Source organism: Pseudomonas sp. IT-232MI5 (assembly GCF_949767845.1).
In the GTDB taxonomy this organism is placed as follows: domain Bacteria; phylum Pseudomonadota; class Gammaproteobacteria; order Pseudomonadales; family Pseudomonadaceae; genus Aquipseudomonas.
This window is the reverse complement of record NZ_CATKQE010000022.1, coordinates 185997-200859: the sequence shown is the minus strand read 5'-3', so window position 1 is coordinate 200859 and position 14863 is coordinate 185997. Positions and strand designations below refer to the sequence as shown.

14 protein-coding genes are annotated in these 14863 nt (G+C 54.1%); 9 read left to right on the top strand and 5 right to left on the bottom strand.

Annotated elements, in window-relative coordinates; all coding sequences use genetic code 11:
• Positions 1 to 561 precede the first annotated feature (561 nt).
• The 6 genes from ACM6JQ_RS14260 to ACM6JQ_RS14235 all read left to right on the top strand — a co-directional run bounded on the left by ACM6JQ_RS14260 (position 562) and on the right by ACM6JQ_RS14235 (position 5381).
• Positions 562 to 924 carry a DUF6124 family protein gene (locus tag ACM6JQ_RS14260; RefSeq protein WP_095111527.1) on the top strand — a complete coding sequence of 121 codons (363 nt, stop codon included), beginning with the start codon at positions 562 to 564 and terminating at the stop codon, positions 922 to 924.
• Positions 925 to 1093: 169 nt separating this feature from the next.
• On the top strand, positions 1094 to 1600 hold the full coding sequence (locus ACM6JQ_RS14255) for an excinuclease ABC subunit C (protein ID WP_176472262.1): 507 nt from the start codon (positions 1094 to 1096) through the stop codon (positions 1598 to 1600).
• 391 nt (positions 1601 to 1991) lie between these two features.
• Positions 1992 to 2354: a DUF6124 family protein gene (locus ACM6JQ_RS14250; RefSeq protein ID WP_016982978.1), complete on the top strand. Its 363-nt coding sequence runs from the start codon at positions 1992 to 1994 to the stop codon at positions 2352 to 2354.
• Between the two features lie 138 nt (positions 2355 to 2492).
• Positions 2493 to 4034 (top strand): phospholipase effector Tle1 domain-containing protein, encoded by a 1542-nt coding sequence (locus ACM6JQ_RS14245; RefSeq protein ID WP_095111525.1) that lies wholly within the window; start codon positions 2493 to 2495, stop codon positions 4032 to 4034.
• Positions 4034 to 4693, top strand: a complete 660-nt coding sequence (locus ACM6JQ_RS14240; protein WP_095111524.1) for a DUF2931 family protein — start codon at positions 4034 to 4036, stop codon at positions 4691 to 4693. The genes ACM6JQ_RS14245 and ACM6JQ_RS14240 overlap by 1 nt, the downstream gene beginning before the upstream one ends.
• A gap of 31 nt (positions 4694 to 4724) precedes the next feature.
• On the top strand, positions 4725 to 5381 hold the full coding sequence (locus ACM6JQ_RS14235) for a DUF2931 family protein (protein ID WP_095111523.1): 657 nt from the start codon (positions 4725 to 4727) through the stop codon (positions 5379 to 5381).
• 189 nt (positions 5382 to 5570) lie between these two features.
• On the opposite strand, the gene ACM6JQ_RS14230 is transcribed toward ACM6JQ_RS14235, so the two are convergent.
• The 4 genes from ACM6JQ_RS14230 to ACM6JQ_RS14215 all read right to left on the bottom strand — a co-directional run bounded on the left by ACM6JQ_RS14230 (position 5571) and on the right by ACM6JQ_RS14215 (position 9656).
• A complete protein-coding gene (locus ACM6JQ_RS14230; protein WP_218222320.1) occupies positions 5571 to 6533 on the bottom strand; it encodes a hypothetical protein in 963 nt (320 codons plus the stop codon).
• A gap of 10 nt (positions 6534 to 6543) precedes the next feature.
• Positions 6544 to 7461: a hypothetical protein gene (locus tag ACM6JQ_RS14225; RefSeq protein ID WP_095111521.1), complete on the bottom strand. Its 918-nt coding sequence runs from the start codon at positions 7459 to 7461 to the stop codon at positions 6544 to 6546.
• 480 nt (positions 7462 to 7941) lie between these two features.
• Positions 7942 to 9048 carry a DNA alkylation repair protein gene (locus ACM6JQ_RS14220; RefSeq protein WP_414894036.1) on the bottom strand — a complete coding sequence of 369 codons (1107 nt, stop codon included), beginning with the start codon at positions 9046 to 9048 and terminating at the stop codon, positions 7942 to 7944.
• Between the two features lie 2 nt (positions 9049 to 9050).
• A complete protein-coding gene (locus tag ACM6JQ_RS14215) occupies positions 9051 to 9656 on the bottom strand; it encodes a glutathione S-transferase (protein ID WP_414894035.1) in 606 nt (201 codons plus the stop codon).
• Between the two features lie 364 nt (positions 9657 to 10020).
• On the opposite strand from ACM6JQ_RS14215, the gene ACM6JQ_RS14210 reads away from it, so the two are divergent.
• On the top strand, positions 10021 to 11247 hold the full coding sequence (locus tag ACM6JQ_RS14210; RefSeq protein WP_007910721.1) for a hypothetical protein: 1227 nt from the start codon (positions 10021 to 10023) through the stop codon (positions 11245 to 11247).
• 56 nt (positions 11248 to 11303) lie between these two features.
• On the opposite strand, the gene ACM6JQ_RS14205 is transcribed toward ACM6JQ_RS14210, so the two are convergent.
• A complete protein-coding gene (locus ACM6JQ_RS14205) occupies positions 11304 to 12212 on the bottom strand; it encodes a MurR/RpiR family transcriptional regulator (RefSeq protein ID WP_414894034.1) in 909 nt (302 codons plus the stop codon).
• Between the two features lie 401 nt (positions 12213 to 12613).
• On the opposite strand from ACM6JQ_RS14205, the gene ACM6JQ_RS14200 reads away from it, so the two are divergent.
• A complete protein-coding gene (locus ACM6JQ_RS14200) occupies positions 12614 to 13018 on the top strand; it encodes a TraR/DksA family transcriptional regulator (RefSeq protein ID WP_003225981.1) in 405 nt (134 codons plus the stop codon).
• A 227-nt stretch (positions 13019 to 13245) separates the two neighbouring features.
• Positions 13246 to 14850, top strand: a complete 1605-nt coding sequence (locus ACM6JQ_RS14195) for a methyl-accepting chemotaxis protein (protein WP_414894033.1) — start codon at positions 13246 to 13248, stop codon at positions 14848 to 14850.
• The last annotated feature ends 13 nt before the right edge of the window (positions 14851 to 14863 follow it).

The window sequence follows — 14863 nt, the reverse complement described above, 5'->3', positions numbered from 1 at the left end:
CCCCCTGTAGGAGTGAGCCTGCTCACGATGACGCCAGCCCAACCACCACCAATCGCAACCCAACCACATAACCCTGTGGGAGCTAGCCTGCTAGCGAAGGCTCCAGCCCAGTCACCGCAAATCCCAAACCCACCACAACTTCCCTGTGGGAGCGAGCCTGCTCGCGAAGTCGCCCACCCAATCACCCCATCAACCACTGACCGAAATAAACAGTAAAAACCACCACTGTTTAAACGAAGCCTCAAGCAACCACCGAAACCCTACAACGCCTTGCGCCGTTACCTACGACTAAGCCAGAATCCGCCGGCTTGTGCGTCTAGGTCGCGGGTTCTATCGTCTGTCGGTCGCTGAAAAACAGTGATCGGGTTTGGTAGCCCGCCATAACTAGTCGCATCGCGAACCGTTCGCAGACCTCATCAGGTCTCTGCTCAATGGTGGCCATGCGCAGGACACCTTCGGGTGTGCCGGGTCCTAGTTACCGGTCTACCAACCCGCGTATGGCCGCCACCTTCGTTTGGTAGCGAATGTGAAGGCTCCTTTTTACTAACTAGGAGTTTCACCATGATCAAACCAACACCCAACCCACCCGAAACCGACCCCACATCCCCCTACGAATCCCCCGACTCCAAGCGATTCCACGAAGCCGCCGAACGCGCCCTCGACCACTACCTCAAACCTGCCAGCCAAATCATGGCCAGCACCCAACAACCCGAACGCATGTACCTCGCCAACCCGAAGTACAACAGCGAATCCCTGCTCGCCAACGCCAGCGAAACCCTCGGCTCCGCCAGCGAAATGCTCCTCAACTTCGCCGCCATGCTCGACACCTCCCATCGCAAAACCGCACTGGGCATCGCCCAAGTTGTGATGCTCGGCGAAATCGCCGTCAACCAAGCGCTGGATAACGTCGAAATCGCCAGCTAGATGTTAACGATCTCTGTAGCGATTCCTCTGTTCTTCGCTACAGAGATCTATGTTCAGGAGTCGCTTTAAATAGACATGTGTCACATCGCTTGTAATGGCCTAAGTTGACGCGATAGCGTTGGCATCCATCTCTCGACCGAGCGGTTCTCCAATGGCGTTACACGAATGCATGCACACATTTGAAGAGTTAGCCCAAACGGTTCTGCCCGGCCATATGACCAGAATGAAAAGCTCTCTCGAAACTCCGCGAGAGATGAAGGACTTTTCAGTGCCCGGTGTTGGCGTTAAATCGTTGCTGAAGCAGTTCAAACTGGCGCAAGATTTTTCGGGTTGCTACGTGCTGATCGACAACGGCGTGCCTATCTACGTTGGTATTTCAAGAAGCGTGATCAGTAGGCTTCGTCAGCACGTCTTCGGTAAAACACACTTCGACGCTAGCCTGGCATTTCGAATTGCGATGGCAAAACATCCAGATCAAACGATTTCCAAGCTGACGCGCGCGAAGGCAATGGATGATCCTCTATTCGGTACATCATTCGCAGAGGCTCAGTCCTATCTCAAGTCACTCCAGGTGGCAGCGATTGATATTGAGAATCCGCTTGTGCTTTACGTTTTCGAACCCTACTGCGCGCTGGATCTTGATACTCACCAGTGGAATTCGTTTGAGACCCATTGATTCGGAATTCTCTGCATCTCAACTGACCTGTTAAACAGATGATTTACATGTTTGTTTAATAGGTGTCTCTCGTTGCTGGCTACGCCCTACAACTCCTTGCGCCATCGCCTACGACTAAGCCAGAATCCGCCGGCTTGTGCGTCTGGCACTCCCTCCGTACCTTGATTCCCGTCACTGCTCATCAGTGATCGGGTCTGCAAGCCCGCCGGAAAAACCAGTCGCACAGCCAGCCAAAGGACACCCGTTCGTGTCCGCTCAATGGCAGCTTTGTGCGGGAGACCTTCGGGTCTGCCGGGTGCCTGGTTTCCCGGTCTTGCAGACCCGCACATAGCTGCCACCCATCATCTGCAAGTGATGCTGGTAGCTCCTAATGAAAACCAGGAGCACAACCATGATCAAACCAACACCCAACCCACCCGAAACTGACCCCACATCCCCCTACGAATCCCCCGACTCCAAGCGATTCCACGAAGCCGCCGAACGCGCCCTCGACCACTACCTCAAACCCGCCAGCCAAATCATGGCCAGCACCCAACAGCCCGAACGCATGTACCTCGCCAACCCGAAGTACAACAGCGAATCCCTGCTCGCCAACGCCAGCGAAACCCTCGGCTCCGCCAGCGAAATGCTCCTCAACTTCGCCGCCATGCTCGACACCCCACACCGCAAAACCGCACTGGGCATCGCCCAAGTCGTGATGCTCGGCGAAATCGCCGTCAACCAAGCGCTGGATAACGTCGAGATCGCCAGCTAACCAACCCATCCCGACGAGGGGAAACCCTCGTCGAACCCCGCTGTCACACCCTGGCTGGCACACGGCCACGGCTTGCGCGCACCAGCCTCGGCTGTCAACCTTCGGGCCGTTCTCAAGGATCAGAACCAGGAATCACGGATGAGTGGCTACGTACCCAACCCCCCGAAAAATTTTCGTTACGAAGAAGCCAAACCCGTCGATATTCACGCCCAGCGTTGGGCGGAATATGAGAAACACGGGAAAGAACCCGCGCGCGAACCTGAGAAAATCGGGATCGCGTTGAGGATTGGAGTTTTCTTTGATGGCACTGGGAATAATGCGAATAACACGGCGGCGGGATTGCTGTGTGGGGCGCAGCATCCGATTGCGCCGGAAGATATTCCTGCTAGTTGTCAGCCCTATATGAAGGATCCGGACAGCAGCTACGCCAATAGCACCACCAATGTTCAGAAACTGAGCGAACTGTACTTCGCACCTCAAAGGGCCGAAGGGGATAGTTCGCAGAAGCAAGCGTTCCGGATGATTTACATCGAGGGAATAGGAACTGAGTCAGGCAAAAAGGACAGTACGTTAGGTGGTGGTACTGGCCGAGGCGAAACAGGCGTGGCGGGCCGTGTTCAGTTGTCGTTTGCAGAGATCAAAACGCGTATCAAGGACGTGTTGGACAACAATCCCAATAGTGAAATTACGTCCCTGACCTTTGATGCATTCGGCTTCAGCCGCGGTGCTGCTGCAGCAAGACACTTTGCCAACGAGGTCGTACGTGGAAAGCAGGGGCCACTCGGGGAAGTGTTGCGCAGCAACGCCTACGCCCTCAGCCGGACCTTCATCGAAGAGTACAAAAGCAGCATCAACATGGGTTTTATTGGCCTTTTTGATACGGTGCCATCCATTGCTGGCTGGTCGAATCTGGGGGATATCAAAAGTCCCATCGCCACAGGAATCAAACTTTACCTCGACCGCCGTTTCTTCACTGATGTCGTGCAGTTATCCGCGCGTGACGAATATCGGGCCAACTTCGCTTTGAGCCGCGTTAAAGCGGATCACTTGGAAATAACTCTGCCCGGGGTTCATTCCGACATCGGCGGTGGCTACCGCGACGAGGTCCAAGAGTGCGTACTCATCAGTCCGATGCAAACGCTTGTGGTGTCGCAATTTACCGACGTCTCCACTACTTCGATCTACCGCGATGCCGTGACGGTGAAGGCGCAGTGGCTCGCCAAAGGATGGCCAGAAGAGATGCTGGAGATCGTCACGCCTGATGCCCTTCTTCTGCCAATTGATCGGCAGGAACGGCTCAGCCCACGTATGAAGCGCGTATATGCCGCAGTGCAACTCAAACGTCCTGTGAGTGGCTTGCTCTCCAGGGTATATCTACGAGTGATGCACCGATTGGCAAAAGAGAAGGGCGTTCGGTTTCAAGACATTCCCGATACGCCTGAGTTGGCAGTGCCCGCAGAGCTTCAAGCGCTGTGTGATCGATTTCTGGCGGGTAGTTACGACACCTCAATCCAAGAAGACCAATTTCTGAAGCTGAAGTACATTCACATGTCTGCAAATTGGAACCATCCTCTCGGGCGCAGAGATGGCAGTGGCGTCCGTGCCGTTTACATCAATGCCCCGACGCCGGACTCGATACGCGTACAACACCCTCATGTAGCTGACTGGAAACTTTGGTGATGAAAGTACTTTTTACCCTGCTATGCGCGCTGTTCATTACTGGGTGCCAGTCCGCGGATCCACTTTCAGCAAAAAATGACCCGAAATCCGAGTGGTGGGAGTTGGCGTTTACCGAGCCGGACTACATGAAAGTCTGGGTAGAGAACAGTTCTGTTCAAGACATTAACGGCAGGATTTTCTATAAAACCGGCGGCGGCACCGCTGCGGGGGGAGAGCCTGAAGATGGAACGGAGTCCGCCCGAGGTTGGACAGGTGGGGTAGGCGGCAGCGGAAGGAGAGTGGTGGGAGCAGATTTACCTGTTCGCATCTGGGTCCGTTGGCAATCGATTGTCGAACAGAAAACGTGGCAGGCATGGGTAGAAATCCCAGAGGAAGCCAGGCAGTTGATGGTGGCGTCCGTCAATCAACGTTGCCCGCAGACGCCTGATCAGGAAGCGAGATTTATGGCGTCGGTTTATTTAGGGTTGGCCCCCGGTGGTGTTGTGCAGGTTTGGGTAAGAGACTCTTGCCACCACCCGGTTAAAGTCGCTCGAGCGCAGGCTGAAATTGAGCCACTGGGGCCGAGCCAAGGTAAGAACGAAGGGCGTTACGCTTATCCGGTGAGTGAAAAGGCAAAGCGGTATATCGATAAATATGGCATTCCATACGGAAGTTGGTAGTCGCGACACTTAACTGAATGGATCTTTTGTAATGAACGCAAGGATTGCGCTGCTGGGCACTTTATTGATATCTGGCTGCCAAATCGGAGGCCCAGAAACCGGCGAAAATGACCCTAAATATCCATGGTGGGAGTTAGTGTTCGTTCAGCCGAATTACATGAAGGTCTGGGTAGAGGACAGCTCCGTCCAAGACATCAATAACAGAATTTTCTTTCGCGCTGGCAAGAGCACTGCTGCTAGCGGTGAGCCCGATATCCGCACAGAGTCTGCTCGTGGTTGGGGGACAATATCGGGTACCGGGATGCCTGTAACGGGCGCTGATCTTCCAAAACAAATCTTTGTCCGCTGGCAATCCATAACGGAGCAAAAAACCTATCAAGGTTTCATCGAAATTCCGGAGGAAGGCAGGCAACTGATGGTGAAGTCAACACACCAGCGTTGCCCGGAAACACCGGAGAAAACCGCGCGGTTTATGGCGTCGCTGTACGTGGGGCTCGCTCCGGGCGGCGTACTCCAGGCATGGGTTAGAGACTCATGTCGAAATCCGATTGAGGTCGCCCGTGGTCAAGGTGGGATAGAAGCTTTGGGGCCGGAACAAGGGAAACACGGTGGTCGTTATGCCTATCCGGTAAGTGAGAAAGCTAAGCGATACGTCGAAAAGTACGGCATTCCGTATGGAAGTTGGTAGGAAACAGGCAGGAGACGCGTCTTCTGCCTTTCTGTTGTTTTGAGTTATCATTTTTGACAGCTGTCGCGTCAACGCTGAATTGACAAGGGATCGCTTCCGGCCATTTACGGAAAGACGATATTTAGGTTAAGTAGCGGACTTTAGCCCCTCCCAGCGAGTGAGACGAGAGGCTGAGAACCTTATTATGTATCATTGATTATCTAGGGCGAGAACCCATTGAATACCGCTCAGCTCCCTGAACACGCTCATGGAGACAACGGAAAATAGCAGTGGGAATCTATCAATGCCTGCCTCGACATAAATATTTAACTCACGCGTATATGCTGCGCCAAAAACTGAATCCCGTAGGGCAATATTCCGCACTGTATTTGCAACTTCGATTATGCTCTCTTGGTTGTTAATGCTTTTGTTACCCTTGAAGGCTTCAAGCTGATGCAGCAAATCAAATCGCTCCATGGGTTCTGGTTCGCTACAAGCAATGGAATATGTTCCCGCTTTGATATAGGTGTTTCGATGATGCCCAGTTAACTCAGATGCGGGTCTAAAATTGGTATTTTCGATCAGGCATTTACGCTGTTTAGCGTCTACAAGGTCGTTCACATCCTCTAGGGCAGGAGATGCATAAAGAATAAGCGCCTTGGTTCCAAATTTGGATGCTAAATGTTGTAGTAGATCTTGTTGTTCTTGATAAATGTCGTATCTGAAATAATTTTGGTGCCAGTGTGACCACTCCAAGCCAAATTTTGAGGTGATCAATTCTGGTCTTTTATACTGAAAAAAAAGATTCGCTTTAATATTGGGGATGTTTTTAATTTCTCGGCCAATATAGATTTCCATCTCGTCGGCAGCTTCGCGGAGATTTACCCCTTCAAATGGCATGCGTAAAAAATAAGGATTGCCAAGACGCCACCAAAGCCAGCGACTCCGAGAGAAACCTGAGGCATCTGCACCAATGCCTCCTTCTTGCACTTGTCCAAAAGGAAAGTAAATTGAAGCTCTACGATCAAGTTCAGTATTGAAATAGCTCTCGAATGTTTTTTCTTCGTATTTTGGCTGCATAATCAAACTCGGTGATGGCTGTGAAATATAATATTTGGTTGAGGGGCTGGCTTTAGCCCGCCCCGAGTAAGCGAAGCGAACGACTTGAGCCACTGTTGAGTCATCAATTGTCTAGACCTAGTTCATTCCTTAATTCACTCAAAATAGTGGAGGAGTTAATCACAATGTGCTCGCTGACAACTGGCTCGGCGCCATGAATTATCGAGTTGCGAAGAGTTATTAGAGCTCTGATCTCACCATATAGTGACTCGCTGATTTTCTCGTTTCGGAAGAGTATTTCGGATAGTTTTGCATTGGAAATATTCCGACGAGGTCGACTGGCATGTTCCATGGAAGAGGTTGTTTGATATACAGATCCATACTTGGCAATGATTTCTTCAATTTGATTGTAATTTTTCAAGAACTCTTCAAGGCTTCCTTTGTTTGTTTCCTCTCTTACAGGGTCCACCTGGCTCTGAAGCTTCCTACTTTCTCGTTCAATGCGTTTGGGTGATATAACTTCAAAAATGAAATAGGTGACAGCCAGCAGAGTGGTTACAAATGCAGATTGCGCTGAGTTTATAATTATCGTGCCAAGCGATGTTCCTGTGCTTTCGTAGGATATAGCCAGATTTGAGAGCAGTAACGTAATAATAGAAGATAGTGTTACAAATATTAGTAAAGTGAAGTATCTGCTTTTAAGGCTATCTATTGCCTCGACTAAAGTTTCATCCTCGATCTCCTCGCGACTAAGCTCGTTGCGGAAAAATATGAAGCCTGTGAGAGTTAGCCCGTAGACCCCGGCTAGCACTTGCGCTGAAGTTGAAAACAGATAAAGAACTTGGTTTTCGTTCAATATTAATATTGGATTGATTATGCCTGCATAGCTTGTGGTTGCCGCCAAGACAACAAAGGCAATGCCGAACAGGCCAATAATTCTTGATGGTGCCCAGTAATTTTGCATTTTAACCCTAACTGTTAAGTGGGCGACAAAGTTGGGTGACTTTTTGCGCCATTTGTGTCGATAACATTCCTTGTTCATGCATAACCCTTGATCAGCTTGAGTGGCGTGCTAGCAAACACGACATATAGCGGGGGAGGTAGAGATGACATGACTTCTACGTACATTACGGAGTTGCGGGCGCGTTGTCTACGACCAGCTTACGGCTTTCTATGGGTCAATTTTTTGCCTGTCAAAAGAGTTGCTGGCCTACCCGGTCCTTGGAATGCAGACAATTGTGCAATATTCTTCGAGACTGCCATCCGGAAGCCATCCAGCAAGAATTGGGTGAAGAATTCAAGGTGGTTTGCGAAAACTTTAGTAGTCAGTGTGAGCCTGCGGCCTAGTTCTAATAAAGAAGGAGAATGCACCTATAAATCGGTATCTTACCTTCGCGACAGGCCACTACCGACCACATCAGTTAAAAGCGTGCACTTGAGTGACTATTGGCCAAAGGCAGCCCCGTCCGTAATTCCATATAAATCAGTGTTTCTGCCAGATCAACGGATTCTATACGTGACGTCATCCGGCGACGATTTCGAATACCGTGCTAGCCAAAACCTCCCCATTAACCATCACCCGAACCCCATGCCGCCCCACAAAATGCTTCCGCGTCGTAAAATCCTTAATCACCTGCCGCCTCTCCACAACCACACTCTCAAACCCCGCCAACACCACCGTCTTCAATTTAAAAACCTTCCCCGAAACCCCGCCATTCGCCTTCACATAGTCAATCGCATAATCAATCACCAACCGCTGTTCATGCGCCACCGTCGACCTCACTACAAACGACAACGTAATCGCTTCCCCCAACCTCACCACCGCCGGCTCAACCCGCACATCCAACAATTCAACCTCAGCCTTCGCTCCCGCACCAATCACCGTTAACGCCCGCAAATCCCCCTGCTTGATCAAACTCCGCAACGCATGCTTCGCAATCCACGCCGTGTGTTTGTTCTCCAACGACCAACCTTCAATCGTGTCCAACACCCACTCCGGATGCACCTTCGTCACATCATTCAAATGATTCGCCACGGACTTGCGCACGTACAAACTCTCATCGGCCTTCAACCTATCCAGTATCCCGGCCGCCAACTGCGGATCCGCCTGCACCGCTTCCAACCGAAACGACCAAGGCAGGCGAGGGCGGCTGCCTTCGCTGGCGAGGCGTCGAACGTGGTGGTTTTCGTCTCGGGTCCAGTCGTGCATCAGCTCCAGCGATCGTTCCAGGTCGCTGCGCAGAAAGTGGCGGATGGCGAATTCGGAGGAGCCGAAGGTGGTGAAGTACTTCAGGGCGTCCATGGAGGTGTCGAACGCGTGCCCGCCGTAGCTGGCGACGTAGTGCGGCAAACACATGCTGACGAATCCGCTGTTCAGCCTTGGCGCGAGTTCGAAAAGCACTTCGAGGGAATCTTCGTAGTCCAGCGGCAATACGGCGTGCAGGCTTTCGCTGACACGTGCCATGCGTTGCATCACTGATAGTTCAACGAGTCCGTCCTGGGCATGTTTGAGAAACGCTTTGGCCTTGAACGCCGGGTACACGGCGCTCATTTCTCGGGCGATGTGCTGCAAGCGCTCGGCGTTGAAGATTTCCTTTAACGCCGGGGCGGCGGTTTCGGTGGTGCTCATGGTCAGGTCATCGGGGTGCTGACGAACGCTTCGAGGGTTTCGGCGTAGGCGGTGTATTGGGCGATGTGCGGGTAGCGGCAGGTGTCGATCTGGTCGGGGACGACGAGGTCGGTGAAGCTCCAGGCGACGGCGAGGCTGATGCCGGCCTGGGTGAGGGTGCCGTCGGTGGGCAGGCCGGTTTTTTCCAGTTCTTGCTCGAGGGCGGTGAAGGCGGCGGCGAGTTGGCCTTCGACGCGTTCGACCCACGGCTGGTATTGAATGTCGGCCGGGCGCAGGTTGCGTTCGTAGTAGAGCTGCACGGCTTTTTCGCAGGCGGCGAGGCTGAGGCCGATCAGGCGCAGGGCGTGGGCGCGTTGTTTCAGGTCGGTCGGCAGCAGGCTTTTGCCGGCACTGGCTTCGAGGTAATCGAGGATGAGGGTCGAGTCCATCAGGACTACGCCGTCATCGAGGAGCAGTGTGGGGGCTTTGACCACCGGGTTGATCTGCTGGAATTGCTCGAAGTGGCGGAACACCGAGACCGACTCGTGTTCGAGGTCGATGCCAAGGCGTTTGGCGGAGATGGCTACGCGGCGCACGTAGGGTGAGTCGAGCATTCCGATCAGTTTCATGTGCAACTCCTTTGGCAAATCACGACCTGACGATGGGGATCGAATGTAGCGGGAAAAGCTGTTGGTTGACTACCGGGAAAAAAGTTTTGGCCTTCTGTAATAGCCGTGAAACAGAAACTGTTACATCGGTGAAACATCCGGAAATAAAGGCTTTCATTGACCTTGCGAGGTGTTTTGGCGGATCTATAGTCAAAGTGCCAGCACCGTCCAGGGATGGAAAAGTTAAGCGAGCTCAGGCCCTCTGATTCAGTACTCGTTTGTATTACTCCCTTGCAGTCCATCAACCCTAGAGCGATGAGGCACTGCCGTGCGCGCAGTAAGAGTGCGCGCCGTCGGTCACATAAAAGGGTCCGAGGGGCATGTCATGAACAATTTTCATCGTTTGACGATTTGTGCGTTGTGTATTGGGTTGGTCGCTTGCAGTAGCCGCCCGGAGCGCGGGGCGGTCGTGCAGCAGTGGTCGGCGAATACGGAGCAGTTGAACTTCAAACCGATATTTCCGCCGCGTGGCAACTTTGAAGTAGGCGATTTTTATGTGGTAAGAGCCGCGAAGGCCGGTAACAAAATGAAAACCGCTGATTACTACATGAGTTCGGTCTGGTTTGATCGGATGAGGCTGGATGAGGAACTGAAGAAGGCCGCGCCTTACATCACCGCGCAGAAAACTCCGGTGGACAAATCCGGACTTGTGACGGCGACCAGTGTTCCGGACCTTTTTGTACCGAACACCAACGTGAAAATGAATGCACTGGTGGCCTTTCCCGGTTTCACCTTCGCCTCACTGGCTGAGAGTGATATCGGGCTAGGGGTCAGCAATAGCGCGATCGGCGCATTTTTTGGGGGCGCGCGCAAGTCGGGATATTCGGTGGCGTACTCGGTGCCATTGGCGGAAACGTATGGGGTGCTGTATAGCGATGCCCATCTTGCGGCCGACAAATATTTAGGCAAATACACCGACGCTCAACGCAACAAGCTGACAAATGCGGTGGTTTCGCTGAAAAACGATGCGAAGGTCAACGACAAGAATGACACGACGTCTGTGCTTGTACTGGTAACCCAGGTCTATCTGGCGCGCTCGTTGGATGTGGTGGTTTCCTCGACCGAAAGCAACGGTGCGCAGTTGGCTGCGGTTACACGGGCACTGACAGATCTGGATGAGCGCAAAACGGCTATTGAGAACCAGCTTCGCGCGCTAAAGCCAACTGCCAAGGGGGATGGCGCGGCAGACGGGAAGTCCGCAGTGGCCAAGGCAGGCGATACCAAGGCGGCTGCCGACAAGCCAGCGGCCGTCGTGCCGGCGACCAATCAGGCGCTTGTTAAACAGAAAGAGGCGGAACTGGCACAGGTCAACGCTGATATCCGTAAACGTGTGGAGTCCGTAACACCTGCGATGCCGGGTGTGACCGGTTCAGTGGTGAAGTCCTCCGCGACGAGTCTGACGTTGCGTCAAGTTTTCGATACACCGGTGGCTATCGGTTATTCGGGCATCAACATTGATATCGACACGTTGATCAAGGATCGCAAAGTCGTCGAAGCGTCGAATATTGATACCTTTCCGTTGAAACAGATCATCAAGGTCAATCTCGAGTAGGTGGCAGCAAATCACAGCGTCGATCTGCTCGGGCAGGTCGTCGCTGTATTGGGTTGTCAGTCGTCAAACCCCGCCTGTTCGTGAATCTCATCAACATTCAGTTCCAGCCGATACGCCACCGCGACAAACAACGCCTGGCACAAACACAACGTCGCACTCAGCGAACGAAAGGCGAGGGCGCTGCCTTCGTTTATCAGCAATACGCTGTCGGCGAGTTTCGCCAGGGGCGAGAGGTGGCTGTCGGTGAGTATCAGGGCGTTGGCCTGCTGTTGTCGGGCGAAGCGCAGGCAGTGCTGGGTTTCCTTGGCGTAGGGCACGAAGCTGATGGCGATGACCAGATCGTTCGCACGCACGCTGCGCATTTGCTCGCGATAGCTACCGCCCAGCCCCGAAACCAGGTGAATGCGCTTCTGAGTGTGTTGCAAGTTGTAAACGAGGTAGTCGGCGACGGCGAAGGAGCGGCGCACGCCGACGACATAAATGTTGTCGGCGTTGACGATCAGGTCGACGGCTTTTTCGAACGCGGCGTCGTCGAGTTCACGGCCCAGGCGTTCGATGCCGGAGCGGGTGGCGTCGATGCATTCGCGGGCGAGGTCGCCGGCGCTGGCTTGCTGCGACTGGTTGGCGATCATGCTGCGGATGCGTTGCTGGTAGTTTTGCACCGGTGAGGCTTTGTGCGTGTAGGCGCTGCGGAACAGTGCCTGCATTTCGCTGAAGCCGCTAAAACCGAAGCGTTGCGAGAAGCGCACGATGGCGGACGGGTGGACTTCGCACTCGCGGGCGATGTCGCTGATGCGGTCGACCATGATCCGGTCGCTCTGCTGGCTGATGTAGCTGGCGATGCGTTTAAGTTGACGCGGCAGGGCGTCGTATTCGTTGGTGATCAGTTGCAGCAGGCGCTCGGCATTGATCGGGGGGCTGGCGAGTGAAACCTCGTCGGTGGCCGGCAGATCGGGGCGGGGCATAGGTCATCCTTCAGGCTGTTTGATCACACGGTGGGCCTGATAGTAGGGGGGCTTTTGCGGTTCTGCTTTGCTGAAACGATGCAGTGCGTGGTAAAAAATTGCGTCTGGGCGCTGTGTGGTTAGCCGTTTGTCTTCTATATACAGCCGCTCGACTGAATTTCTTGCTATAAACGCACTCCGATGGCCGTGTGAACGCTGTGTCAGAGCACTTTCCGGACGTTGTCGGACAAATTCCCTGTATTTACAGTTGCTGAGGCCTCATTCGGGCCTTAGACTGCCGCCCCTCGTAAATTGAGTGCCGGGTGGCATTTGCAATAAACGATGCCTTTTCGCCGACCGCTCGCGGTTCGCCGAAACGCTCCCTAATTCGCCTTAATGCACGTTTTTTTATAGAGATATCAATGACAAAGGACAAGTTGCTGGCCATGCCGGCAGATGACTACATGAATGCAGAGCAGCACGCTTTCTTCACTGAGCTGTTGCAGAACATGAAAGTCGAAACCCACGAGCGCATTGAGCAAAACCGTATCGCCATCGAAAGCCTGGACACCCCGGCTGACCCGGCAGACGCGGCTTCGGTTGAAGAAGAGCGCACTTGGCTGGTAAACGCGATCGATCGCGACCAGCGCATGCTGCCGCAACTGGAACAAGCCCTTGAGCGCATCAAGGAAGACAGTTTTGGCTGGTGCGATGACAGCGGCGAGGCCATTGGCCTGAAGCGTCTGCTGATCAGCCCGACCACCAAGTACTGCATCGAAGCTCAAGAGCGTCACGAGCAGATCGACAAGCACCAGCGTCAGGCCTGATTCTGTGGGGTGACCCTTTCAACAGGGCACCTTGAAAAGATCGCAGCCTTCGGCAGCTCCTAAATGGGCGTTGCTGAAGGCTGCGATCTTTGTTTTTGCTCGTCTGCAATAAGCCCGCGCCGTTCCATTGACCTGCCACAGACCCCACGACTAACGGACCATGGATAATGGCGTTGTAGTGGCGTTTAATGCAGTCACAATAACGAGAACAAGCGTGGGGTGTTGATATGACGAGAGACGGATCTCTGGTTGGGGCTTTGCCTGCACCAGTGCTTTTGCCGAAAAACCGCTGGATCGTACCGACCTTGCAAAGCATCGCCCTGATGCTGTTGCTCGCCGGCATGAGCCTGGCCGAATGGTCGCTGTACATTGGCATGCCGTTGGCGGTGCTGATTGTCTGGCTACCGCGCTTGCGTTCTCGCGCCATCCCCGATGTCCCGCCTGCCGACAGTGGCAGCGCAATGTCCGAACTGACCCGCGACCTTTCCTACACCACCAGCCATAACGCGTTGTCGGCGGCCGGCGTGGCGTTTTCGGTCAAGGAACTGGCGAGCAAACTCGAATCGCAACTCGATGCGGCGGCGCAGATTGTCAGCAATGCCGAGGTGATGATCGCGACCGAACACGCCACTTCACAACTCAGCCGTGCCGCGCTTGAGGCGGCCAGTCAGGCGCATCACAGCAGCGCAGCGGGGCGCACGGAGCTGGTGGATTCGATCGCGCGCATGCATCAACTCAGTCAGCGCGCCAATGCCAGCCGTGAACTGATCGAAGCCTTGAGTCTGCGCAGCGATGATATTCAGCGCGTGACGCTGGTGATTCAGTCGATCGCCAGTCAAACCAATCTGCTCGCATTGAACGCGGCGATCGAAGCGGCGCGAGCCGGTGAGCATGGTCGCGGTTTTGCCGTGGTGGCGGATGAGGTTCGCGGATTGGCGGCGCGCACGGCGTCGGCCACCGGTGAAGTGGGTGAGATGGTCGCTGACATTCAACAACGCACGGCGCAGGTGGTGGAGCAGATTCGCCAGCTGTCGAGTGATCTGCAGACCGGTGTCGAGCAGGTCGAGCACACCGGTCAGCATCTGGAGAACATCGCGCGACTGGCAGCCGGGGTGGAAAATCAGGTCGGTGAAATTGCTCAGGGCGCGGAAACCAATCGCGAACAACTCGACAGCCTGTTCAAGGCGATCGAGCAGATGCGTAGCGATCTGGCGATCAGCGATCAACAGACTCGCCGCCTCGCTGAAGCCGCAGTGCAAATGGAAGGGCAGGCGGAAACCATCAGCGAGCGTCTGGCCGAGGTCGGGCTGGATGACTATCACCAGCGCATCTACGATCTGGCCCGCGAGGGCGCGAGCCAGATTGCTGCGCGTTTCGAGGCGGATGTCGAGCAGGGCCGGATCAGCCTTGAGGACCTGTTTGATCGTCAGTATCAGCCGATCCCGAATACACAACCGGCGAAATTTCAAACCCGTTTCGACCGCTACACCGATCAGGTGCTGCCGGCGATTCAGGAGCCATTGTTGCCGCGTCACGAGGGGTTGGTATTCGCCATTGCCTGTACGCAACAGGGTTATGTGCCGACGCACAATCAGCTGTTCAGTCAGCCGTTAACCGGCGATGCGCAGGTCGACGCAGTGAACAATCGCACCAAACGCAAGTTTGCTGACCGCACCGGTATTCGCTGCGGCAGCCATCAACAACCGGTGTTGTTGCAGACTTACACCCGCGACACCGGTGAGCTGATGCATGATTTGTCGGTGCCGATCATGATCAAGGGCCGGCACTGGGGTGGATTGCGTCTGGGCTATAAGCCGGAAAAACCGCGTTGAGCGATTGTTACTT

What these genes read in the sequence shown, in the direction of transcription:
- ACM6JQ_RS14260 (WP_095111527.1), top strand. Translation starts at nt 562, where the DNA reads ATGATCAAACCAACACCCAACCCACCCGAAACCGACCCCACATCCCCC.
- ACM6JQ_RS14255 (WP_176472262.1), top strand. Translation starts at nt 1,094, where the DNA reads ATGCACACATTTGAAGAGTTAGCCCAAACGGTTCTGCCCGGCCATATG.
- ACM6JQ_RS14250 (WP_016982978.1), top strand. Translation starts at nt 1,992, where the DNA reads ATGATCAAACCAACACCCAACCCACCCGAAACTGACCCCACATCCCCC.
- ACM6JQ_RS14245 (WP_095111525.1), top strand. Translation starts at nt 2,493, where the DNA reads ATGAGTGGCTACGTACCCAACCCCCCGAAAAATTTTCGTTACGAAGAA.
- ACM6JQ_RS14240 (WP_095111524.1), top strand. Translation starts at nt 4,034, where the DNA reads ATGAAAGTACTTTTTACCCTGCTATGCGCGCTGTTCATTACTGGGTGC.
- ACM6JQ_RS14235 (WP_095111523.1), top strand. Translation starts at nt 4,725, where the DNA reads ATGAACGCAAGGATTGCGCTGCTGGGCACTTTATTGATATCTGGCTGC.
- ACM6JQ_RS14225 (WP_095111521.1), bottom strand. Translation starts at nt 7,461, where the DNA reads ATGAACAAGGAATGTTATCGACACAAATGGCGCAAAAAGTCACCCAAC.
- ACM6JQ_RS14220 (WP_414894036.1), bottom strand. Translation starts at nt 9,048, where the DNA reads ATGAGCACCACCGAAACCGCCGCCCCGGCGTTAAAGGAAATCTTCAAC.
- ACM6JQ_RS14215 (WP_414894035.1), bottom strand. Translation starts at nt 9,656, where the DNA reads ATGAAACTGATCGGAATGCTCGACTCACCCTACGTGCGCCGCGTAGCC.
- ACM6JQ_RS14210 (WP_007910721.1), top strand. Translation starts at nt 10,021, where the DNA reads ATGAACAATTTTCATCGTTTGACGATTTGTGCGTTGTGTATTGGGTTG.
- ACM6JQ_RS14205 (WP_414894034.1), bottom strand. Translation starts at nt 12,212, where the DNA reads ATGCCCCGCCCCGATCTGCCGGCCACCGACGAGGTTTCACTCGCCAGC.
- ACM6JQ_RS14200 (WP_003225981.1), top strand. Translation starts at nt 12,614, where the DNA reads ATGACAAAGGACAAGTTGCTGGCCATGCCGGCAGATGACTACATGAAT.
- ACM6JQ_RS14195 (WP_414894033.1), top strand. Translation starts at nt 13,246, where the DNA reads ATGACGAGAGACGGATCTCTGGTTGGGGCTTTGCCTGCACCAGTGCTT.